The organism is Romboutsia maritimum (assembly GCF_002251085.2).
GTDB lineage: Bacteria > Bacillota > Clostridia > Peptostreptococcales > Peptostreptococcaceae > Romboutsia_B > Romboutsia_B maritimum.
The window spans coordinates 1-24,505 of sequence record NZ_NOJZ02000017.1; the positions used below are offsets into that span (position 1 = coordinate 1).

At 25.9% G+C, this 24,505-nt stretch carries 23 protein-coding genes; all 23 read left to right on the forward strand.

What is annotated here, in order from left to right:
- The first annotated feature begins 468 nt into the window (after window positions 1-468).
- Window positions 469-1,107, forward strand: a complete 639-nt coding sequence (locus CHF27_RS09390) for a hypothetical protein (protein ID WP_095404488.1) — start codon at window positions 469-471, stop codon at window positions 1,105-1,107.
- Between the two features lie 19 nt (window positions 1,108-1,126).
- Window positions 1,127-1,312 (forward strand): DUF1858 domain-containing protein, encoded by a 186-nt coding sequence (locus CHF27_RS09395; protein WP_095404489.1) that lies wholly within the window; start codon window positions 1,127-1,129, stop codon window positions 1,310-1,312.
- A gap of 124 nt (window positions 1,313-1,436) precedes the next feature.
- Window positions 1,437-3,158, forward strand: a complete 1,722-nt coding sequence (gene hcp, locus CHF27_RS09400; protein WP_095404490.1) for a hydroxylamine reductase — start codon at window positions 1,437-1,439, stop codon at window positions 3,156-3,158.
- A gap of 146 nt (window positions 3,159-3,304) precedes the next feature.
- A complete protein-coding gene (locus CHF27_RS09405) occupies window positions 3,305-4,111 on the forward strand; it encodes a class I SAM-dependent methyltransferase (RefSeq protein ID WP_095404491.1) in 807 nt (268 codons plus the stop codon).
- Window positions 4,112-4,125: 14 nt separating this feature from the next.
- A complete protein-coding gene (locus tag CHF27_RS09410) occupies window positions 4,126-4,653 on the forward strand; it encodes an FmdE family protein (protein WP_095404492.1) in 528 nt (175 codons plus the stop codon).
- A 21-nt stretch (window positions 4,654-4,674) separates the two neighbouring features.
- Window positions 4,675-5,784, forward strand: coding sequence for an iron ABC transporter substrate-binding protein (locus tag CHF27_RS09415; protein WP_095404493.1), 1,110 nt, complete (start codon window positions 4,675-4,677; stop codon window positions 5,782-5,784).
- 4 nt (window positions 5,785-5,788) lie between these two features.
- Window positions 5,789-6,862, forward strand: coding sequence for a FecCD family ABC transporter permease (locus tag CHF27_RS09420; protein ID WP_095404494.1), 1,074 nt, complete (start codon window positions 5,789-5,791; stop codon window positions 6,860-6,862).
- A complete protein-coding gene (locus CHF27_RS09425) occupies window positions 6,859-7,614 on the forward strand; it encodes an ABC transporter ATP-binding protein (RefSeq protein ID WP_095404495.1) in 756 nt (251 codons plus the stop codon). The genes CHF27_RS09420 and CHF27_RS09425 overlap by 4 nt, the downstream gene beginning before the upstream one ends.
- Before the next feature lie 535 nt (window positions 7,615-8,149).
- A complete protein-coding gene (locus CHF27_RS09430; protein WP_095404496.1) occupies window positions 8,150-8,887 on the forward strand; it encodes an N-acetylmuramoyl-L-alanine amidase family protein in 738 nt (245 codons plus the stop codon).
- Between the two features lie 412 nt (window positions 8,888-9,299).
- Window positions 9,300-10,589 (forward strand): branched-chain amino acid transport system II carrier protein, encoded by a 1,290-nt coding sequence (gene brnQ, locus CHF27_RS09435; RefSeq protein WP_095404497.1) that lies wholly within the window; start codon window positions 9,300-9,302, stop codon window positions 10,587-10,589.
- A 136-nt stretch (window positions 10,590-10,725) separates the two neighbouring features.
- A complete protein-coding gene (locus tag CHF27_RS09440) occupies window positions 10,726-11,262 on the forward strand; it encodes a hypothetical protein (protein ID WP_095404498.1) in 537 nt (178 codons plus the stop codon).
- 99 nt (window positions 11,263-11,361) lie between these two features.
- Window positions 11,362-14,319, forward strand: coding sequence for a glycosyltransferase (locus tag CHF27_RS09445; RefSeq protein WP_095404499.1), 2,958 nt, complete (start codon window positions 11,362-11,364; stop codon window positions 14,317-14,319).
- A 118-nt stretch (window positions 14,320-14,437) separates the two neighbouring features.
- Window positions 14,438-15,733 (forward strand): UDP-glucose dehydrogenase family protein, encoded by a 1,296-nt coding sequence (locus tag CHF27_RS09450; protein WP_095404500.1) that lies wholly within the window; start codon window positions 14,438-14,440, stop codon window positions 15,731-15,733.
- 36 nt (window positions 15,734-15,769) lie between these two features.
- Window positions 15,770-16,477: a glycosyltransferase gene (locus CHF27_RS09455; protein WP_095404501.1), complete on the forward strand. Its 708-nt coding sequence runs from the start codon at window positions 15,770-15,772 to the stop codon at window positions 16,475-16,477.
- Between the two features lie 276 nt (window positions 16,478-16,753).
- Window positions 16,754-17,590 carry a glycosyltransferase gene (locus tag CHF27_RS09460; protein WP_158534742.1) on the forward strand — a complete coding sequence of 279 codons (837 nt, stop codon included), beginning with the start codon at window positions 16,754-16,756 and terminating at the stop codon, window positions 17,588-17,590.
- A gap of 22 nt (window positions 17,591-17,612) precedes the next feature.
- The gene (locus CHF27_RS09465; RefSeq protein WP_095404503.1) at window positions 17,613-18,737 is read left to right on the forward strand and encodes a DegT/DnrJ/EryC1/StrS family aminotransferase; all 1,125 of its coding nucleotides are present in this window, start codon (window positions 17,613-17,615) and stop codon (window positions 18,735-18,737) included.
- 59 nt (window positions 18,738-18,796) lie between these two features.
- Entirely contained in the window at window positions 18,797-19,507 is a 711-nt protein-coding gene (locus CHF27_RS09470; RefSeq protein ID WP_095404504.1) for a WbqC family protein, read from the forward strand.
- Window positions 19,507-20,466, forward strand: a complete 960-nt coding sequence (locus CHF27_RS09475) for a hypothetical protein (RefSeq protein ID WP_095404505.1) — start codon at window positions 19,507-19,509, stop codon at window positions 20,464-20,466. The genes CHF27_RS09470 and CHF27_RS09475 overlap by 1 nt, the downstream gene beginning before the upstream one ends.
- 3 nt (window positions 20,467-20,469) lie before the next feature.
- Window positions 20,470-20,979, forward strand: a complete 510-nt coding sequence (locus CHF27_RS09480; protein WP_095404506.1) for a GNAT family N-acetyltransferase — start codon at window positions 20,470-20,472, stop codon at window positions 20,977-20,979.
- Window positions 20,980-21,150: 171 nt separating this feature from the next.
- Window positions 21,151-22,020, forward strand: a complete 870-nt coding sequence (rfbA, locus tag CHF27_RS09485; protein WP_095404507.1) for a glucose-1-phosphate thymidylyltransferase RfbA — start codon at window positions 21,151-21,153, stop codon at window positions 22,018-22,020.
- A 2-nt stretch (window positions 22,021-22,022) separates the two neighbouring features.
- Window positions 22,023-22,589, forward strand: a complete 567-nt coding sequence (gene rfbC, locus CHF27_RS09490) for a dTDP-4-dehydrorhamnose 3,5-epimerase (RefSeq protein ID WP_095404508.1) — start codon at window positions 22,023-22,025, stop codon at window positions 22,587-22,589.
- 26 nt (window positions 22,590-22,615) lie between these two features.
- Complete coding sequence (gene rfbD, locus CHF27_RS09495) at window positions 22,616-23,467, forward strand: dTDP-4-dehydrorhamnose reductase (protein WP_095404509.1); 852 nt, start codon at window positions 22,616-22,618, stop codon at window positions 23,465-23,467.
- Window positions 23,464-24,423 (forward strand): dTDP-glucose 4,6-dehydratase, encoded by a 960-nt coding sequence (gene rfbB / locus CHF27_RS09500; RefSeq protein ID WP_095404510.1) that lies wholly within the window; start codon window positions 23,464-23,466, stop codon window positions 24,421-24,423. The genes rfbD and rfbB overlap by 4 nt, the downstream gene beginning before the upstream one ends.
- The last annotated feature ends 82 nt before the right edge of the window (window positions 24,424-24,505 follow it).

The window sequence follows — 24,505 nt, forward strand, 5'->3', positions numbered from 1 at the left end:
AATCGGATACGTTGAAAAAGGAAGTAAATCTATGAAATTTATAAAGTATTTATAAAAAATTATAGAGTTTATACGTCAGAACAAGAGGCATGGAATGATGCTGTTGTTATATTTAGAGATAAATATGAAAGATATAAAAATTTAAATAAACTGTTTGTATTTAATTTGGAAGAATTCTTCTAAAGGTAGTATGAAATAATTAAAGTCTTAGAAATAAGACTTTTTTTAGTATTAATAAAAAATGTAACGTATGTTACGGAAATATAAAATATATTAATATATAATAAAAATAAGTTAAGTTAATAAAAAATACAACATAGTTTAAAGTTTATCTTAAATGTGCATATGAAATATACATTAAAAAACTAAAATAAATATTACAACTTAATAAAAAAGAAACAGATAGTAATAAATAAAAAGGAAGTTACAGAAAATAATAAACAACTAATATAATAGGAGGAAATTAAAATGAGTTTATTTTTAGGTAAAATACATTATTGGTTATTTAATAAAATATTATGGTTCGAAGGATTAGAAGATGAAATAATAAAACTTGCAGAAAATGAAGGACTAGATATAGAAAAATTAAGTAGTGAAATTAATTCAAAGTATGGAGAAAAACTTCCAAATAAACCACTTGAAGATATGATAGATACAGAAAATATCCATGGATGGCTACAAAGTAAAATTCATTCTGCTGAAGGAAGAATGGCAGCATGGACTACTAATATACTAAATAACAACGAGAATGCTCTTGTAAAAATGGGAAATATATATATTTCTCAAGGTAAAAAGGCAGCTAAGGAAGTTAAAGGTAGCAAAGTAATTCTTACAAATTCAAAAGAGATATACAACAGTGTAAATGATTATATATTAGATGGAATGCCATGCGATAGAGTAAATGAAGTAATTACTTTAGAAGATGACATCGTAGAGTGGAATACAAGAATTTGTGTTCACAAAGAAATATGGGATATGGAAAAAGGTAGTGTAAGTACTTTTTATAATTTAAGAAGCTTATGGATTAAAGCTTTTGTTGATGAAGTTAATGGTGACTTTGAGTATATTGAAATGGAAGATGGAATTAAAACTATAAAGAAAAAATAATTTAAGGAGAATTAATATAATGATAACAAAAGATAATACAATAGGTGAAATATTAGTAATAAATTCAAATGCAGCAGAAATACTTATGGGATTTGGGATGGGATGCTTAGGGTGCCCATCGTCATCAATGGAAACTTTAGAACAAGCATGTGTTATACATGGACTAGAATTAGAAGAAGTCTTAAATAAGTTAAATGGAAAATAAATATTAATAAAATTATAGAAATGTAACGTGCGTTACAGATTTTAGGCGAAAAGATATCTATAATGTGTATATGAAATGAACATTATAGATATTAAAATAATATTAAAATATTGGAGGAACTATTATGGAAAATAAAATGTTTTGTTTTCAATGTCAAGAAACAGCAGGATGTACAGGGTGTACAAAATTTGGAGTTTGTGGAAAGTCGCCAGATCTAGCTAGAATGCAAGATTTATTAATATATACAACAAAAGGTTTATCAGAAGTAACAACAAGACTTAGAGCAGAAGGTAAAAAAATAGGTAGTGAAGTAAATCATTTAATAACTATAAATTTATTTACTACAATAACAAATGCTAACTTTGATGATGAAGTATTCTATGAAAGAGTAAAAGTTACTTTAGCTACTAAAGCAGAATTATTAGCTAAATTAGATAACAAAGAAAACTTATCAGAAGCAGCATTATGGAATGCTTCTTCAAATGAAGAAATGGATGTAAAGGTTGGCGTTTTATCTAAGATAAAAGACGTTATATTAGGAAGTGGAAAAGAAGTAGTTTCAATAGACTCTATATTAGATGAAAAATCAACTAAGGTAGGAGTATTAGCTACTAAAGATGAAGATATAAGAAGTTTAAGAGAGCTTATAATATATGGATTAAAAGGTCTTTCTGCATATGTAAAACATGCAAATGCACTAGGATATGATAATGAAGATGTAAATGCATTTATGCAATTAGCACTAGCTAAAACTTTAGATGACACTTTACGTATAGACGAATTAATAGCTTTAACTTTAGAAACTGGTAAAGTTGGAGTAGATGGGATGGCTCTACTTGATAGTGCAAATACAGGAACTTACGGACATCCAGAAGTTACTAAGGTTAATATAGGAGTTAGAAAAAATCCAGGAATACTTGTATCTGGACATGATTTAAAAGATTTAGAATTATTACTTAAGCAAACAGAAGGAACTGGAGTAGATGTATATACTCACTCTGAAATGTTACCAGCTCATTATTACCCAGCATTTAAAAAGTATTCTCACTTTGCAGGAAACTACGGAAATGCTTGGTGGAAGCAAAAAGAAGAGTTTGAAAGTTTCAACGGACCAATATTAATGACTACAAACTGTATAGTACCTCCAAAAGATAGCTACAAAGATAGATTATATACTACAGGAGCTGCTGGATTTGCTGGATGTACTCATATAAAAGGTGAAAGTGAAGATAATAAAGATTTTTCACAAATAATAGAACAAGCTAAAAAATGTCAAGCACCTAAAGAAATAGAAACTGGAGAAATAGTAGGTGGATTTGCACATAATCAAGTATTTGCATTAGCAGATGCAGTTGTAGATGCAGTAAAAACTGGAGCTATAAAGAAATTCTTCGTTATGGCAGGATGTGATGGAAGAGCTAAATCAAGAAATTACTACACAGAATTTGCAGAAGCTCTACCAAAAGATACAGTAATACTTACAGCAGGATGTGCAAAATACAAATACAATAAATTAAACTTAGGTGATATAAACGGAATACCTAGAGTATTAGATGCAGGTCAATGTAATGACTCTTATTCATTAGCACTTATTGCATTAAAATTAAAAGAAGTATTTGAATTACAAGATATAAATGAATTACCAATAGCATTTAACATAGCTTGGTATGAGCAAAAAGCTGTAATAGTATTATTATCACTATTACATCTAGGGGTTAAAAATATACATTTAGGACCAACATTACCAGCATTTTTATCACCAAATGTAACTAATGTTTTAGTTGAGAACTTTGGAATAGGTGGAATAACTAATGTTGAAGATGATTTAAAAATGTTCTTAGGATAATTAAAAAATTTGTTTACAAATAGCGAAATTTCTAATACAATTTAGTTAGAAATTAAATAAATTTAAGAATGATTATAGGATGAATCTATATAATGAATGTCAAGAAGACCTTTTAGGTCTTCTTTTTTGTATAAAGGGGGATTTTAATGAAGCTACAAGAAGTTAGAGAAAAATGGGTAAACAAAGAGATTAATAAATGTGCATCAGAAAATTTATGGGATTCTATGGCAGATGGGTTTAGAGAATTTAATATTCCAACAGAGAAAGATAGTTTATTTATCAAAGTAATTAAGGAAAACGATTTGATAAATGAAAATGATTCAGTATTAGATATTGGATGCGGAGCAGGCAAGTACTCAATAGCTATTGCAGATAAATGTAAGGATGTAACTGGAATTGATATATCATCTAAAATGATACAATTTGCAAAAGAAAAAGCTCATGAGTTTAAAAAGAATAATATAAATTTTATAAAGGAAGATTGGGAAAATTTAGACTTAGATAAATTTGAAAAATCTTTTGATGTTGTATTTGCACATATGACTCCGGCTATAAATAGTGCTGAAACTTTTGAAAAGATGATTAAAGCAAGTAAAAGAACTTGTATAATGTGCAAACCTACAAGAAGAACTGATTCTATAGCTGATAAAATAAAGAATATGTTAAATATAGATGATTCATATGGTGATTTAGATGAAAAGTTACTGTATGCTTTTGAAATACTATGGCTTAGAGGTTATTCACCTTATATAGAGTATGAAAATCAAGTATGGGATATAAAAAGACCTATTGATAAAGCAAAAGAAATTTACACAAATAAAATAAAATTAAGTAAAAATATTACTTCACAAGAAGAAGATAATATACATAATTATTTAAACCAAATAGCAAAAGATGGATTTGTATATGAAAAAGTAAGTACTACAATAGCTATGCTATATTGGAATGTTTAAAGGGGGAAAAGATTATGGATAAAAAATTATGGGAACAAGCAGTAGATTTTCATGGACATGAGTGTCCAGGACTAGCAATAGGGTTTAAGGCATGTGAAGCAGCTATAGAAAAATTAGGAATAGGAAAATCAGGTGATGAAGAAATAGTTTGTATTACAGAGAATGATGCATGTGGGGTGGATGCAGTACAATCTATATTAGGTTGCTCTATGGGAAAAGGAAATCTTATATATAGAGGAACAGGAAAACAAGCATTTTCTTTCTTTAATAGAAAAAACGGAGAAAAAATTCGTATGTATTTTAAAATAAATTCAAATAACATGGATAGAGATATGTGGCAAAAAACTATATTAAATTTACCTATAGAAGAAGTATTTGAGTTTTCAACTCCACAATATGATTTACCAGAGACTGCACGTATATTTAAATCAATAGTTTGTGAAAACTGTAAAGAATCAGCACCAGAACACAAAATTAGATTACAAAATGGAAAACAAGTTTGCTTAGATTGTTTTAATTCTTATGATAGAGGTTGGAAATAGGATTTATAGGGGGAGAAAATCATGAAATTAAAGAAAGTATTATTACCATTTTTATTGACATTTACTATGGTATTAACAGGATGCAGTACTCAAGGTAGTAATGAAGCTAAAAATAATGAAAGTAAAAAAACTAGGGTAGTTAAAGATGTATTAGGGAGAGATGTTGAAATTCCAAATAAGGTAGATTCTATCATAGCAACGGGTGCAGGAGCACTTAGAATGGTTTGTTATATGCAAGGTCAAGATAAAGTTGTAGGTGTAGAAGATATTGAAAAGAAAGTAGATATTAGTAAACCATATGGATATGTAAATTCAGAACTTAGCAAGCTACCGGTAATTGGAAAAGGTGGAGCTAATGGAAACGTTGCTTTTGAAGAAGAAATATTAAAGGTAGAGCCAGATGTTATAATAGGTGCTTATGATGAAAAAATGGCACAAGACGTAAGTCAGAAAACAGGTATACCAGTTGTAGCAGTTTCATACAAAGGAATATTTGATCCTAATATGGATAAATCTCTAGAAATTATAGGAGATATAATAGATAAAGGAGATAGAGCTAAAGAGTTAATTACATATATGGATAAATTAGAAAAGGATTTAAAGGATAGAACGAAGGATATAAAAGATGAAGATAAACAAAGTGTATATACAGGTGCTGTAAGTTTTTCAGGAAAACATGGATTTGATGGAACTTATGGAAAATATCCTCCATTTGATGCTATAAATGCAAAAAATGTAGTTGATGAAACAGGAAAAAAAGGAGCAACTTTAATAGATTTAGAAAAAGTTATGCAATGGAATCCAGATATTATATTTTTAAATCCAGAAAAATCTAGTATGGAATTAGTAAATAAACAATTTAAAGAAAATACAAAATTATTTGAATCACTAGATGCAATTAAAAAAGGTGAAGTTTATTCACAAATTTCTTACAATTATTACACAACAAATGTAGAACTTGCAATAGCTGATGCATATTATGCTGGAAGTATAATTTATCCTGATAAATTTAAAGACATAAACATAAAAGAAAAAGCAGATGAAATATTTAATACTATGCTAGGTAAAAAGATTTATAATGAACTTGAAAATAAAGGTCTTGGATTTGGAAAAGTAAAAGTTGGAGAGTGATATTATGGAACCGTTAGTATTAAATTCAACTACTGATAATTATAAAAAATATATAAGAAGAAAAATTTTAATTATATCATCTTTATTTTTAATTACTGTATGTATGGCATTTTATGCAATAAGTTCGGGTTCTTCTAACTTATCAGTAGTAGAAGTTATAAAAACACTATTAGGTAAAGCTGATATAAAAAGTAATGTGGCAATTTTTAATATAAGGCTTCCTCGTATTTTGATGGCTTTAGTATCGGGAATGGGTCTTGGAGTAGCAGGATGTGTGATGCAAAGTATTTTAAAAAATCCTCTTGCATCATCATCTACTCTAGGTGTATCTCAAGGAGCTGCATTTGGTGCTGCTATTGCAATAACATTATTCCAAGCAGTAGCTGTTAATAGTACAGGAGCTGATGCAATAAATATATCTAATCCATATATGGTAAGCATATGTGCTTTTATTGGTTCTATGGGTGCTACTATAGTTATATTATTTTTATCAAAATATAAAAAAATAACACCAGAAGCTATGGTATTATCTGGTGTTGCTTTAAGTGCTTTGTTTTCTGGAGGAACTACTTTAATACAGTATTTTGCTGATGATGTTCAATTAGCTACAATAGTGTTTTGGGCTTTTGGAGATTTAGGTAGAGCTAATTATAGGGAAATATTAATAGTTACAGTAATAACGCTAAGTTCTATTGTATATTTTATTATAAACAGTTGGAACTATAATGCATTAGAAAGTGGAGTACAAACAGCAAAAGGACTAGGTGTAAATGTATCTTCAATGAGAATAATAGGTATGGTTGTTTGTTCATTTGTAACAGCTACAATAGTATCTTTTGTAGGTATAATAAACTTTATAGGATTAATAGCACCACATATTATGAGAAGATTTATAGGAAATGATCATAGATATTTAATACCAGCATCTGCAATTATGGGGGCCTTTTTATTGTTATTAAGTGATACTTTTGCTAGGACAATTATAGCTCCAATAATACTTCCTATAGGAGCTATAACTTCATTTATGGGAGCGCCACTATTTTTATATATAGTATTTAGAGGGGGTGCTAGGAAGTGATAGAAGTTGATTCTTTAGGATTTGGATATAATCAAGATAAAAAAATACTAGAAGATATTAAATTTGATTTGAATAGTGGTCAATGTCTAGCTATATTAGGTAATAATGGTGCTGGAAAAAGTACTATGTTAAAATGTTTAAATAAGATAATAAATCCTAAATGTGGAAGTGTATATATTGATAAAGAAGACGTTTTGAAGTTTAAGCAATCACAAATAGCTAAGAAAATGGCTTATGTTGCACAGAAAAATGAAAGTAATAGATTTACTGTATTTGATGCTGTTTTGTTAGGTCGTAAACCATATATAAAAGTAGCACCTACAGAGAAAGATATTGAAATAGTTAAAGATATTATCGAAAGAATGAATTTAAAGCCATATTCTTTGAGATATTTGGATGAATTAAGTGGAGGAGAATTACAAAAGGTTATGCTTGCAAGGGCATTAGCTCAGCAACCAAAAGTATTACTTTTAGATGAGCCTACAAGTAATTTGGATTTAAAAAATCAACTTGATGTTTTAAAGCTTGTACAACAGATAGCAAGGGATGAAGATATTTCTGTTATTATTGTTATACATGATTTGAATTTGGCTTTGAGATATTGTGATAGATTTTTATTTTTAAAGGATAAAAAGGTTTATGCTTATGGTGGACTTGAGGTTGTGTCTAGTGAAAATATAGAATATGTATACAATGTTTGTGTAGATGTTAAAGATTATGGAGGAAATAAGTTTATAATTCCTGCTGTTTAAAAAGAGGTTTGTCTCAATATAAAATTTTGTGGTTGGGTACCGCTTGGGGTGAGTATAAGTTCTCCTCCATGCAGGTGAAAATCATACCTGCAAATGTCGGTGGAACTTATATCTCACCCCTTCGCTAGGTTCCTTTACAAAATTTTTATATTTTTGAGACAGCCTCTTTTTTGAGTAATAAGTATTTGTAAAATCAAATACGTTTATGATATTATATCCTCTAACGTAACGGATCTTAAAAATTAATATCCAAAAAATTCACTAAAATAAGAGGAAGAAAATATCAAATGAATAATATTATAAATCATTAGGAAATTTTTTACATGTAAGGAAACTATATTGCCTAATTTTATGTGGATAACCTATGAATAATAGTAATATTAATGAGTCTAGAAATGTAAAAAATGACATTTTGAGCAACGGACAGAGTCGTTGGCGACATGAGCGAAGCGAATTTTTTATAAAAATTAGTTGAATATTTTATATTTTAATATATTATAAAATATATAACTACAGATGAGAGAGGATATTTACAATGACAAATAAATCCAAAAGAAAAAAAAGACGACTAAAGAAAAAAATAAGAAATTTTTTGATATTAATTATTTTAATCGCACTTATAACTATAGCATTTTGTAGTTTAAAAATATTTAATAACATAGAACCTAATAATGAAAATAAAACAAAAGTAGTCATAGATATAGGTCATGGAGGTAATGATCAAGGAACTAAAAATTTAAAAACAGGAACATTAGAAAAAGATATAACACTTCAAATATCTAATAAAGTAATAAAAAAATTAAGTGAAGATAAGACGATACAAGTTATACCAACTAGAACAGAAGATAAATATGTATCATTGGTTGATAGAAATAAAATTGAAAGAGAAAATAATGCAGAACTATTTGTTTCTATACATTGTAATGCAGCTCCTAATGATGCATCTAATATAGAAGGTGTAGAAACTTTTTACTGGAAAGAGGATGATAAAAAGTCAGCTACTTTGGCACAAAAAATTCATAATAATATAACGTTAAGTCTAGATGTAAATGATAGAGGAGTAAAGAAAGAAGCTTATGAGGTATTAAGGAATTCTAAGTGTCCATCGGTACTTATAGAAACAGGTTTTTTAACAAATAATAGGGAAGAAAGCAATTTATTAGATCAGAGCTATCAAGAAAATATGGCTGATGCAATATATAAAGGAATAAAAGAATATTTACAAATTCAAGTTGATAAGCAAGTTCAACAACAAAATAAAGAAATTAATTAATTATTTAAAATAAATGATTCAATAATTTTATATTGACAGTTAACACTAATATATATATAATTAGTTTAAATATAAATAAATTTTTGAAAATTCGATAATATATCTTAAATATAAAAGGAGTTTTTTATGATGAATAATATAAATCTAACTAATGAACTAAAATTAAATATATATTACTTTAGCTATTTTGGATAGGTTTGTATTTATGGGATATAATCATCATAGATGCAAACCGAGAAATGTTTGTATCTATGATGGCTAGAGTTAATTTGTTATGATAAGCCACATAGAAATCACTATGTGGTTTTTTTAATCCTAGGCATATTATAAGCCACATAGTGTATATACTATGTGGCTTTTTTATTTTAAATAAATGAAATTTTGTAAAATAAAAAGGAAAAGAGGAATTTGTATGAGTAAGAATAAAGATATTATAATTATTGGTTTTGCATTGTTTTCAATGTTCTTTGGAGCAGGAAATCTAATTTTCCCTCCATATATAGGGATGACTTCAGGGAGTAATTGGTTGATAAGTTTCTTAGGTTTTGTACTTGCAGATGTAGGTATTATACTTTTATCAATAAATGCTGTTATAAGAGCAGGTTCTTTCCAAGGGGTATTAGGAAGAGCAGGTAAAACATTTGGAATTATGTTAGAATTTATAATGATGCTTTGCTTGGGTCCTATATTAGTTATACCAAGAACTGGTGCAACAACTTATGAGATGAGTATAAGCCCATTATTTAATAGTGTTAATCCTATTGTGTTTTCAATTTTGTTCTTCGCTTTAACATTAGTTTTAACAATAAGACCAACTAAGGTTATGGATATAATAGGTAAATTTTTAACTCCTATACTTTTAGTTACATTAGCGTTATTAATATTAAAGGGAATAGTATCTCCTATTGGAAAATTAAATACTGAAATTAATTCTAAAGATTTATTTGTAACTGGAATTACTCAAGGATATCAAACTATGGATGCACTTGGAATAGGTGGTATTGCAGCACTTATTATGACGTCATTAGTTAGTAAGGGATATAAAGATAAGAAAGAAAATGCAAGTCTTGCTATAAAATCAGCTACTATTGCAAGTATAGGTCTTGTTTTAGTATATGGAGGCCTAGCATATTTAGGAGCGACTGTTTCTACGAAATATGATATAAGTATATCTCAAACAGCATTATTAGTTAATATAACGAAAGATTTATTAGGAAGTACTGGTTCAGTTTTATTAAGTTTAGTTGTAGCTTTTGCATGTCTTACTACGGCGATAGGATTGACTTCTGTAACAGCTAAATATTTTGAGGATGTTAGTAATAAAAAATTAAAATATCAACATCTCGTTATATTCATATGTGTGTTTAGTTCAATAGTTTCTAATTTAGGTGTAGATAAAATAATATCTATTGCAGCACCGATATTAACAGTTATTTACCCTGTTTCAATTGTTTTAGTTATAATGAGTTCTTTAAAAAAGGTATTTGTTAAGGATAGCATATTTAAAGGTGCAGCTTATGCTACTTTAATAACTAGTATACTTACTGTTGTTGATAGTTTAGGTGTAAGTATAAGTTTAATTCACAAATTACCTTTAGAAAGTATAGGATTTAACTGGGTAGTACCAGCTATATTGGGAGGAATTATAGGTTCATTTGTATTTGAAGAAAAATTAGAAATTAAAAATCGTAAAATATCATAATTAAAAAAGGATTGCTTTGAGATATATTGATTTTAATTATTAAGAAAGCTTTATTAGTATAAACTAATCCAAATTGTAAATTATAATAATATCGAATTAAATAAAGCTGATTTATACACAGGAGGATATAGTTTATATGCGAAAGTCATTTTGGAGCAAAATAATTATATGTACAGTGCTGATTTGTTGTGTAGCAACTTGTACAAATTCTTATACACAGAGTAAGCAAGATTATATTTCACCATCATTAAAAAATGTAAAAGGATATAATGAACTTAAGAAAAATTTAGACGAAATAAAAAGAATAAGAAAAAATATTTATACTATAGATATTAATACTACTGATACTGAACCTAAATTAAAATCTACTAAGGAACGATTAAATTATCATCTTTTAGAACTTAAAGCAGTAAAAAATAATTTAACTAAATTTAAAGGTGTATATAGTAATTCTAAAGATGACATTTTATTTGCAGAACAACTTTCTTTTATAGCATGTAGTTATGAGTTAAGTTTAAATCAGCAACTAAATTTAGTTGAAGACTTAATATCAGAAAAAACAGAGGCAAATAAATTATTTTTCTCAGATAATATAGCACATATATATTATTACATTACATTAGGAGATCAGATGATATCATATATAGATAGTTATTATGTATTAAGAAAATAAATATAAATAAAGTACGAAAATCCTACTAAAATCATATGATTTTAGTAGGATTCTTTTTTTGTATATAGAATTAATAGAATTCTTCAAAGAGGTGTAGATATGAAAATCAAAATAGATAAAATAAAAAATTATTTAAAAAATATTAATAAAAAAGATAAAAATTCAGATGAAAATATTGAAAGTATATTTAAATTATCAATCATAATACCTGTATATAATAATGGTAATTACCTCAAAGAGAGAGCTATTAAAAGTTTAGAAGAAAGTAGTATTTTTAAAGAAATAGAAATTATAATCGTAGATGATGGCTCTGATGATATAGAAACCATAAATATAATTAAAAATGTAAAATCAAAACATAGTAATGTAAAAACTTACTTTTTCACAAAGGGTCCAAGTAAAAGTGCATCTAGAGCTAGGAATAAAGGGCTAGAATTATCTACTACAAATTACATCTCGTATTTAGATCCAGATGATGAGTGCGTTAATGATGGTTATAAAAAATTATATGATGAAATTTCTAATAAAGATATTGATTTGGTTATAGGAAATGACGTTGTTGAATATAATAAAAATTTTAGAGTAAGAAATTATTACAAGAAATTTTTAGAAATAAATAAAAAAGAGCAAATTAATAATGGAAGAAAAATATTATTAGACATGAATTTTGTTGTAAGCAGCATACAGACAATCATAGTAAGAAAAAATATTATAGTAGAAAATAAATTATCTATGGTAGAGGGAGCAATAGGACAGGATACAGTATTTTTTTATGAATTAATGATAAATTCTAATAATGTTAAAGTTATAGATGAAGTAGTTAACAAACATTATATGTATGTTAAAGGATCGGTTACTAATGAAATTAATATAAATTATTTTAAAGGACATTTAATAAAAGAAATTTCAAAAAGAAAAAAATTAGAAGAGTACAATATATTAGAAGATTATTTAAAAATGGTAATGGATAGTTATTTTAAAAAATATATTCTAGATAAGTTAAATAAAGTTAGTGAAAATGAATTAAATGAAGCTGAAAATATAGTAGATAAGATATATAAAGTTTATGAAGATGTGTGGAAAGTTAAAAATAAGGACATAAAAATATACTTAAAATCAAGAGGTGTGTATAAAGATATGAATTTTAAGCTGTCAGTAATAGTAGCTATATATAACAATGGAGATTATTTATTAAATAGAGCATTTAAAAGCTTGCAAGAAAGTAGTATTTTTAATGAATTAGAGATAATATTGGTTGATGATGGTTCTACTGATAAAACTACAGTAAATATAATTAAAGATATACAGTCAAAATACAGAAATGTTAAATCTTATTTTTTTGAAAAAGGTGGAAGTAAAAGTGCATCAAGACCTAGAAATAAAGGTTTAGAATTATCTACAACAGATTATATTTCATATTTAGATCCAGATGATGCTAGTATTAATGATTGTCATAAGAAATTATATGATGAAATACAAAAATCAAAAGCAGATGCAGTAATAGGTAATATTGTTTATAATAACGATAATAATTTAAGGGTAAGAGATTATTATAGAAAATTTGTAAATGTAAATGATTGTTTAGAGGAATGTACTAACTGTAGAAAAATATTATTAGATACTAAATTTATGTCAGGTGGAATATTTCCATTTTTAGTGAAAAAAGATATATTAACAAAAAATAATTTATGTATGGTGGAGGGTGGATTAGGAGAAGATACACTATTTTTCTATGAAATTATGCTATGTTTGAAAAAAGTAAAAGTTATAAATGAAGGTCTATATATGTATTACAGAAATGTTGAAAATTCTGTTACAACTAAAATAGGCTTATCTTATTTTTCAGGGCAATTAAAAAAAGAGAAAGTTAAAAGAGTAAAATTAGAACAATATAATGTTTTATATGATTATTTAAATATAATGTTTGATAGTTATTTTAATGAATATATTCTTATTAAGTTAAAACAAGTTAATGAAGAAGAATTAGAAGAAGCAAAATCTATAGTAGATGAAATTTATAAAATTTATGATGATGTATGGAATGTGAAATATAATTCAATAAAAAAATATTTAAAAGATAGAGGAATTTATAAAAATTTAAATATGAAACTTTCAGTAATAGTGCCTATGTATAATAATGGAGATTATTTAATAAACAGGTCATTTAAGAGTTTAAAAGAAAGTAGCATATTTAATGAAATAGAAATAATATTAGTTGATGATGGTTCAACTGATGAAAACACAGTAAATATAATTAAAGATTTAGAGTCAAAATATAGTAACGTAAAGAGTTATTTTTTTGAAACTGGTGGAAGTGGAAGTGCATCTAGACCTAGAAATAAGGGAATAGAACTAGCAACAACAAATTATATTTCTTATTTGGATCCAGATGATGAGTGTATAAATGATAGCTATAAAATATTATATGATACATTGATAAAATCAAATGTAGATATTGTAGTAGGAAATGTGATATACAAAGATGAAAAAAGTAGCAAAGTAAGAGATTATTATAAGTATTTTATGAATGTAAATAACAACTTAGATATATCTTATGATTGTAAAAAAATATTATTAGATACAGATTTTATGTCAACTGGAATCTTAAGTATTATAGTAAAGAAAAATATTATCATAGAAAATAATTTAAAGATGGTAGAAGGCGGAATAGGTCAAGATACATTATTTTCATATGAATTAATGTTAAATTGTAGAAGCATAAAAGTTATAAATAAAGAACTTTATCTTTATTACATGAATGTAGAAAATTCAATTACTAATAGTATTGGAACTAGCTACTTTAAAAAACATTTAAAAACAGAAATTGAAAAAAGAAAAAAACTAGAGAACTATGGAGTTTTAAAAGAATATGTAGATAGTAAATATGATGCTTTTTTCCAAGCTTGGATTTTTGAAAAGCTAAAAAAAGTAAAAGTAGAAGAAAAGGAAGAAGCACAATCTATAGTTGATGAGATTTATAAAATTTATGAAGATGTATGGAAAATTAGATACAAATCTTTAACAAATTATTTTGAGTCTAGAAAAAACAGATATTAAAAATAATACAGAAAGTAGCAAAATAATGTCGATATCATATATTAAATCTAGGAAGTATTATTATTTTAGTAAATATTAAAATGATGATAAAAAATACTAGAATTTGGAGGTAAAACCTGTGAATATAGCAATTGCAGGCACAGGATATGTAGGATTAGTTACAGGTATTTGTTTAGCACAGTTAAACTGTGCAGTGGTAACCTGTGTAGATATAGATGAAACTAAAGTGGCACAAATGAAGCTAGGAAAACCTCCTATATACGAGGATGGTTTAGAGGAACTAATGAAGAAAAATTACGAATTAGGTAAAATAGATTATACTACAGATTATAAAAGCGCATATAAAAATGCAGATGTAATAATTATAGCAGTAGGAACACCTGAAAGAAGTGATGGCTCTGCTAATTTAGATTATATAAAAGCTGTTATAAATCAAATAGCTAAAAATATAGAAAAGGATTGTTTAGTAGTAACAAAATCTACGGTACCAATAGGTACTAATGATAAAATAGAAAGTTATATTAAAGAAAATTTAGTTAATAAAGTTAGAGTTGAAGTTGCATCAAATCCAGAATTCTTATCTCAAGGAAGTGCAATAAAGGACACATTAAACGCTTCAAGAATTATAATAGGAACAGAAAGTAAATGGGCTGAGGATATACTTAAATTAGTATATAAGCCATTTAACCAACCTATAATCTCAACTAATAGAAAAAGTGCTGAAATGATAAAGTATGCTTCTAATAATTTTTTAGCTTTAAAAATAGCATATATGAATGATATAGCTAATTTTTGTGAATTAGTAGGAGCTAATATAGAAGATGTTGCAATTGGTATGAGTTATGATGAAAGAATAGGCGATAAATTTTTAAAAGCAGGGATAGGATATGGTGGTTCTTGCTTTCCTAAAGATACAAGAGCACTACATTGCTTGGCAAGTGAATTTTGCTATGAATTAAAAACTGTAAAAGCAGCAATTGAGGTAAATGAATATCAAAAGTTAAAGCTTATTAGAAAAGCAAGTGAAAAGATTGAGCAATTTGAAAATATGAAAGTTGCAATATTAGGGCTAACATTTAAGCCAGGAACAGATGATATGAGACATGCTCCGTCTATATCAAATATAAATAGTTTAATAGAAAGAGGAGCTAATATATTTGCATATGACCCAGTTGGTATAGAAAATGCAAAAAAAATTTTTGAAGATAAGATAAATTATACTATGTCTATTGATGAGGCTATAAGTGAAGCTGAAGTTTGCTTTATAATGACTGAATGGGAAGATATAGTAAATTATGATATAAAAAAATATAAAAAGTTAATGAAAAAACCAATAATATATGATGGTAGAAATTGTTATGAAGTTTCAAAGATGAAAAATTTAGATATAGAATATTACTCTATTGGAAGATAGATTTAAATAAATTTATTTAATAAGTAGGAGGACATAATGAGTAAAATAATAGTAATAGATATGCAGTTTAATACTACTAGACGAGCAAATATGACAAGAAGATTAAGTGAGGAATGGATAAGTCATAGAATGAAAATTTTTATGAATTATACATTACAAAGTTTAATAAATCAAACTAATCAATCATTTTTATGTTTTATATATTATGATAAACAAACAGAAGAACTTGTCAAAAAAGAGATAGCAAAATATCCTAAGTTACCTGAAAATATTATTTTTAGTTGTGAAGAAGAAGAAGGAATTTATAAATATATACAAGGATATGATGATTTATATTTAGTAAGATTAGATTGTGATGATATGTATCATCCATCATTTATACAACAACTAATAGATTATAATCCCAAAGAAGATACACAAGCACTTATAAATCAAAAGGGATTTGTTTATGATATTTTAAATGATAAATTAGGTGGATGGTATCATGATACTCCACCATTTCATACCCTTATATATAAGGTAGAAGATTATATGAATGGTAAAAGATATGTACTAAAAGGTGGACATATGGGAGCTATATATTTAAAACATGAAATTATAGATAAAGAAAATTATGTGGTTACAATACATCAAAAAAACACATTAAATACGTTTGAGAGACATGGAACAAAAGTTTTAAATGAAGATGAAAAAGAAAAGGTTATGAAGGAATTTGAAATTAGAAAAAAAGAAGATATGATATAAAATATATGTAATTAGATTTGGGGTGAACATAAGTTTTCCTATATGCAGGCAAAAAACACGCCTGAAAATGTAGGTAAAACTTATGTTTCACCCCTTTGCTAGTTTTTTAGCAAAATCATTATATTTGGGTGAGTTTCTTTTTTAATCAAAGTTTAGTGAAAAATATGTTTATATAATTCTTGAACACAAATTATAGCAAAATTTAATATAATATATAGAATTATTAAATTTTGCTATAATTTGAGAATGAATAAATTTATTATGGAGGAAAATAAGTTGTTTAATAATATAGATGTAAATAAATTGGCAAGTGTACTTGTATTTTGTTATCAAAATACGAGATATCTTAAGGAAAATATTGATTCAATACTAAAACAAAAATATAGTCCTATTGAAATTATAATAAGAGATGATGGTTCAAATGATTTTGATGAAGAAGATATTAAAGAAATCAAATCATATATAGAAAAAAATAAAGGGGACAATATTGTAAATTATATAATTGAAAAAAGTGAAATCAATGAAGGTGGAGTAAAAAATCTAAACAAAGGTATGAAGTTATCTAAAGGAAAATATATATTACCCCTAGAATGTGATGATTGCTTTTATGATGAAAATATAGTTAGTAATATAGTTGAGTTTTTTGAAAAAGAAGATTATATAATAGCTACGTCTTATGAATATACTTGTGATAAAAATATGAATAAGATAAAAATAAGATTTGTTGAGAATTGGATGAGAAAATTATTAGAAGGAAATCCTTTGAAGTTATATTTAACATTATGTAAAGGTAATTTTATTTCAGGTTCACATCTTTATTATACTAGAGAATTTATAAATAGATATGGTTTGTATGATGAGGATTATAAACAGTTAGGTGACTATCCTAAATTATTAAGTATAACTAGACAAAAATGTATGATAGGTATTATTGAAGAAATTACTATATGTCGTAGAGGTGGCGGAATTTCAAAAGATGCTAGTAATTATAATTTAGATGAAAACAGAAAAAAAGATATAAGAAGTCAACTTCACCAAGACCTTGAAACTTTAAAGAAAAAAGAAGTTTTACCATATTTTGAGGAAATTGAAAAAATAATAAGTTCTAAATAATTAAAAAATATGGAGGTAAAAAATGAATAAGTTTGAACAACCAATATATGTTACAAAAGCATTTTTACCACCGATTAAAGAGTATTATGAGAAACTTAAAATTATATGGGACAGTAAGTTATTAACTAATAATGGACCAATTCATAATGAACTAGAATTACAACTAGAAAAATACCTAAAGGTTAAAAATAGTGTGTTATTTACAAATGGTCATTTGGCATTATATACAGCTATAAAAATGTTAAATCTAAAAGGAGAAATTATAACGACTCCATTTACATTTGCATCTACTACACATGCTATAGTAGAAAATAATTTAAATCCAATATTTTGTGATATAAATATGAATAATTTTACTATTGATGTAGATAAGATTGAAAGCTTGATTACAGAAAAAACATCTGCAATAATTCCAGTTCATGTATTTGGATATCCTTGTAATACAAAAGAGATAGAAAAAATAGCAAGTAAGTACAAGTTAAAAGTTATATATGATGCTGCACATGTATTTGGAGTAGAGGTTGATAATATAGGAATTGGAAATTTTGGAGATGTATCTATGTTTTCTCTACATGCTACAAAAGTTTATAACAGCATAGAGGGCGGATTATTAACATTTGGTGATGAAAATTTAAGAAATGAACTTAATAATTATAAAAATTTTGGAATTACGGGATATGAAACTGTTGAGTCTGTAGGAATTAATGCTAAGATGAATGAGTTTCAAGCGGCCATGGGACTAATTAATTTAAATTATATAAATGAAGAAATAAATAAAAGAAAAATCATAACAAACATATATAGAGCAAATCTTAAAGATATAAATGGAATTTATACGGTAGATGACCAACCTAATATTAAGCATAATTATGCTTATTTTCCAATATTAATTGATGATAAAAAACTAGGAATAACTAGAGATTATTTATATGAAAAATTAAAAGAATATAATGTTTTTGCTAGGAAGTACTTTTATCCATTAACTCCAGATTTTGAATGTTATAAAGGCTTATATAATAAAAGTAATTTACAAAATGCAGTATATGTTGCAGATAGAATTTTAACATTACCGATATATGGAGAGTTAGACAATAAAGATGTAGTAAAAATCACACAGATAATAAAAGAGATAATAAAAAAAAGTTAGATTACGCTTGATTTAAGTTTAGCATAAAGAATCTTGAATTTTATAAAGGGTGTGAGTAAATGAAAGTTGGAATAATGCAACCTTATTTTTTTCCATACTTGGGATATTTTCAATTAATAAATTATGTAGATAAATGGATATTCTTTGATGATGTTCAATATATATACCATGGATGGATTAATCGTAATAGAATAATACATCCTAAAAAAGGATGGCAATATATAATATTACCATTAAAAAAACATAGTAGAGGAGATTTAATTAAGGATATAAAAGTAAATAATGATCAAAGGTGGAAAGATGAGTTATTAGGTAAATTAACTATATATAAAAAAAGAGCTCCAAATTATAATGAAGCTATAGACGTAATACAAAAATCTATAAATATAGATACAGATAACATAACACAATTAAATGCATATATAATTAGTACAATATGTAATTATTTAGATATAAATTTTGAATATGAGATTTCATCTAAATGTGATTTTGATTATTCAAATGTAAGTGATAGTGGAGAATGGGCTCTAAGGATATGCGAACAAGTCAATGCTTATGAATATGTAAACCCATATGGAGGAATAGATTTATTTGATAAAAATAAGTTTGAAGAAAGTAATATACAACTTAAATTTATGAAAATGAATGATTTAAAATATCCTCAACGAAGAAATTCATTTGAAAGCAACTTATCTATAATTGATGTAATGATGTTTAACTCTAAAGAAAAAATAAAAGAGATGTTAGAATTATATGAGGTGAAAGCTTAATGACAAAAGAAATTGGTGGTTATTTTGAGCTTGAATGTATGAAAGGTAATCATTATCATGAAAAAGCAATTAAATTAAATAGTGCTAGATATAGTTTACAATATATATTACAAGTAAAAAAATATAAAAAAATATATATACCGTATTATAGTTGTGAAAGTATCTTACAACCATCTAATAATCTGGGAATTGATATTGAATTTTATAATATAAATGAAAATTTAATGCCAATTTTAAAGTGTGATATATATGATGATGAGGTATTACTATTTATTAATTATTTTGGACTTAATAATAATAAAATAAGAGAAATAACTAAAAAGTATAAAAATATAATTGTTGATAATACTCAAGCTTTTTATACACTTCCTTGTGATAAAATAGATACAATATATTCTGCAAGAAAGTTTTTCGGAGTTAGCGATGGAGGATACTTATATACCGACAGTCCTAGTATTTCTAAATTACAAAGAGATATTTCATATGATAGATATGAGTATTTATTAAAGAGAATAGACCTCGGTGCAGCAGAGGGATATTTGGGTTTTAGAGAAAATGAGATAAAACTAAATAACCAAGAAATATTACAAATGTCTAACTTAACATCTAAGATATTATCAAATATAAATTATGAATATGTTAAATTAAAACGTGAAAAAAACTTTAGTATTTTACACGATAAATTAAAAGATATAAATGAATTAAAAAATATAGATGAATCATTGAGTAAAAATGGACCTATGATATATCCATTTTTAATAAGTAAAGATAATATAAAAAAATATTTAATAGATAATAAGATATACGTTGCAACATATTGGCCAGAAGTTATATCTAGAGTTGAAACAGATAGTTATGAAGCGTATTTAACAAATAAATTAATACCTTTACCAATAGATCAAAGATATGATGATGAAGACATGATGTATATTTTAAAAAAAATTTGGGAGATAATTTAAGTTATGATATATTTAAGAGAAATAACATATAGTGATTTAAATACTATAAATATTTGGAGAAATGATAAAGATACAATAGATTTATTAGGAGCAAATTTTAGATATATTAATATAGAAACAGATAGTGAATGGATGAATCAATATCAAAAAAATAGAGAACATCAAGTTAGATGTGCAATTTGCGATGATGATAAAATGATAGGTATGATTAGTATTGTAAATATAGATTATATAAATAGAAAAGCAGAATTACATTTGATGATAGGAGACAAAGATAGTAGAGGTAAAGGTTATGGAACCAAGGTCATGAAAATGATGATAAATCATGCATTTTATAATTTGAATTTAAATAAATTATATTTAACAACATTAGAGACTAATGAAGGAGCTAAAAAATTATATTCTAAAGTAGGTTTTAAAATAGATGGTATTTTAAGAGATGAAGTATATAAAAATGGTAAATATATTAATTGTTTAATAATGTCTATATTAAAAGATGATTATGAATATTAATGTTAATAAAAAATGACTAGAGAATTAGGGATAATTTATTCCTGATTTTTTAGTCGTTTTTTGTAATATAAAACAAGATTTAATGTAAATAATGTAACTATTAATTATTATAAGAATATTATAATAGTGTAACAGAAAAATACTTTAAAGTATAAGTTTGGAGGTAGTTTTATGAAAGGAATCATCTTGGCTGGAGGAAGTGGAACTAGACTTTATCCATTGACAAAGGCACTGTCCAAACAAGCGTTACCTATATATAATAAGCCTATGATATATTATCCATTATCAGTTCTTATGTTATGTAATATAAGAGATATACTTATAATATCAACACCTAGAGATATAGAAGTATTTAAAGAAATGTTTTTTAATGGAAGTGATATAGGTTTAAATATAAGTTATGCATCTCAAGATAAACCAAGAGGAATTGCAGATGCATTTATAGTAGGTAAAGATTTTATAAAAGAAGATAACGTAGCCTTAATATTAGGTGATAATATATTTTATGGATATAAATTTGAACAAAAACTTATAAATGCTATTAATAATAATAAAGGTGCAACTATATTTGGATATCATGTAGAAAATCCTTGTGATTTTGGAGTAGTAGAATTTGATAATAAATATAATGCACTTTCGATAGAAGAAAAGCCTAAACAACCAAAATCAAATTATGCAGTGCCTGGATTGTATTTTTATAACAATGAAGTTGTAGAAATAGCAAAAAAAGTAAAACCATCAGACAGAGGAGAATTAGAGATAACTTCTATAAATAATGAATATTTAAAAAAAGGGAATTTAAAGGTAGAATTATTAGAAAAAGAAACCGCATGGATAGATACAGGAACTTATGAAGGTCTATTAAATGCGGCTAAATTTATAGAAACAATAGAAAAAAGACAAAATATACACATTGGATATATAGAGGAAATAGCTTATAAAAAAGGATATATAAATAAAGAAAAATTAATAGAATTATCTAAAAGTCTTATAAAAACAGAATATGGAAAGTATCTACTTAAAGTAGCAAATGGGGGATAGATATGGGGAATTTTAAGTTTATAAAAACAAGCATAAAAGACTTATATATAATACAACCTGAGATATTTAACGATAATAGAGGATATTTTATAGAATCATATAATAAAGAAGATTTTTATAAAGCAGGCCTTACTATGAACTTTATTCAAGATAATGAGTCAAAATCAACGGAGGGAGTATTAAGAGGGCTTCATTTTCAAACACAAAATACTCAAGGTAAATTAGTTAGGGTTATAGTAGGAGAAGTATATGATGTTGCTGTAGATTTAAGAAAAGAATCACCTACATTTGGAAAATATGAAGGTATTATTTTATCACAAGATAATAAAAAACAATTATATATACCAGAGGGTTTTGCACATGGTTTTTTGGTGTTATCAAAAATTGCAATAATTGCATACAAGTGCACAAATTATTATGCTCCAAAATATGATAGCGGTATAATTTGGAATGATGAAGATATTAATATAAATTGGCCAATAGATAACATTAATAAGTTGATATTATCTGAAAAAGATAAAAATCAAAAAAAATTAAAAGATATTGAAATACCATTTGAGTATAAATAAAAAGCTGATTGTAAAGGAGAAGATGTATGGAGATTTTAGTTACAGGTGCTAATGGTCAGTTGGGTATTGATTTAGTAAAAGAATTATACAAAAGAGGATATAATGTAATTTGCCCGAGTAGATATGATATGAATTTAGAAGATAAAGATAAAATTAAAGAATATATAATGAATTCTAATTGTGATGCTATTATTCATTGTGCGGCATATACATCAGTAGATAAAGCTGAACAAGAAAAAGGTTTATGCTTACGTATTAATAAAGATGCAACAGAAGTTATAGCAATCTGTGCAAAAAAATTTGATATACCAATGATATATATAAGTACAGATTATATTTTTGATGGAAGCAAGGATGAAGAGTATACTGAAAAAGATATACCAAATCCTATAAATATGTATGGTATGAGCAAATATTTAGGAGAAAAAAGTGTGATTTCAAATTTAGATAAATACTATGTAGTTAGGACATCGTGGGTATTTGGAATTAATGGAAATAATTTTATAGAAACTATGCTTAATATATCGAAAATAAGAAATAAAATAAATGTTGTAGATGATCAAATTGGATCACCTACATACACAGTAGATTTATCTAGATTATTAGTTGATATTTTAGAAAGTAATAAATATGGAATTTATAATGCTACTAATGAAGGATATTGTACTTGGTATGAGTTTGCAAAAGAAATATTTGAAATTAGTAATATAGATATTAAAATAAATCCAATAAGTAGTAATGAATATAAATGTATGGCAAAGAGACCTTTAAACAGTAGATTAAGTAAAAATAAATTAGTAGAAAGTGGATTTCAATTGTTGCCAAATTGGAAAGAAGCTTTAACAAATTATATTCAACAAAGGGAGAATAATATATGAAAAAAATATTAGTAACTGGAGGAGCAGGATTTATCGGTAGTAATTTTATACATTATATATTAGATAAATATTCAAATTATAATGTAGTAAACTTAGATTTACTAACTTATGCAGGAAATCTTGAAAATTTAAGTGATATAGAAAATAATAAAAATTATAAATTTGTAAAAGGAGATATAGCAAACAGAGAATTGGTATATAAATTATTTGAAAATGAAAAATTTGATATAGTAGTAAATTTTGCAGCAGAATCTAATGTTGATAAATCTGTTATAAATCCTGGTATTTTTATACAAACCAATGTAGTTGGAACGCAAGTTTTATTAGATGCAGTTAATAAATATAAAGTAGATAGATTTCATCAAGTGTCTACTGATGAGGTATATGGAGATTTACCTATAGAAAAAACAGATTTATTTTTCACTGAAAATACACCAATTAATCCAAGCTCACCTTATTCAGCATCTAAAGCATCTGCTGATATGATAGCACAATCATATTTTAGAACTTATAATACACCACTTACAATTTCTAGATGTTCTAATAACTATGGACCATATCAATTTCCAGAAAAGTTAATTCCTCTAATGATATTAAATGCTATTGATGATAAAGAGTTACCTGTGTATGGAAAAGGAATTAATGTAAGGGATTGGCTTCATGTAAAAGATCATTGCAGTGCAATAGATGCTATTATACATCATGGTAAAATTGGAGAAGTATATAATGTTGGTGGTAATAGTGAAAAAACTAATATAGATGTAGTTAAAATTATTCTTAAAGAATTAGATAAACCAGAGTCTCTTATAAAATTTGTAAAAGATAGACCAGGTCATGATTTAAGGTATGCTATAGATTCAAGTAAAATACAAAAGGAATTAGGTTGGACTGTAAAGTATATGTTTGAAAAAGGTATTAAAGAAACTATAGATTGGTATGTAGATAATTATAAATAATTGGATTTTGTGTTAAGCCTACTGATTGAAGTGAATATAAGTTCTCCTTCATGCAGGCAAAAACTTTCCTGCAAATGTCGTG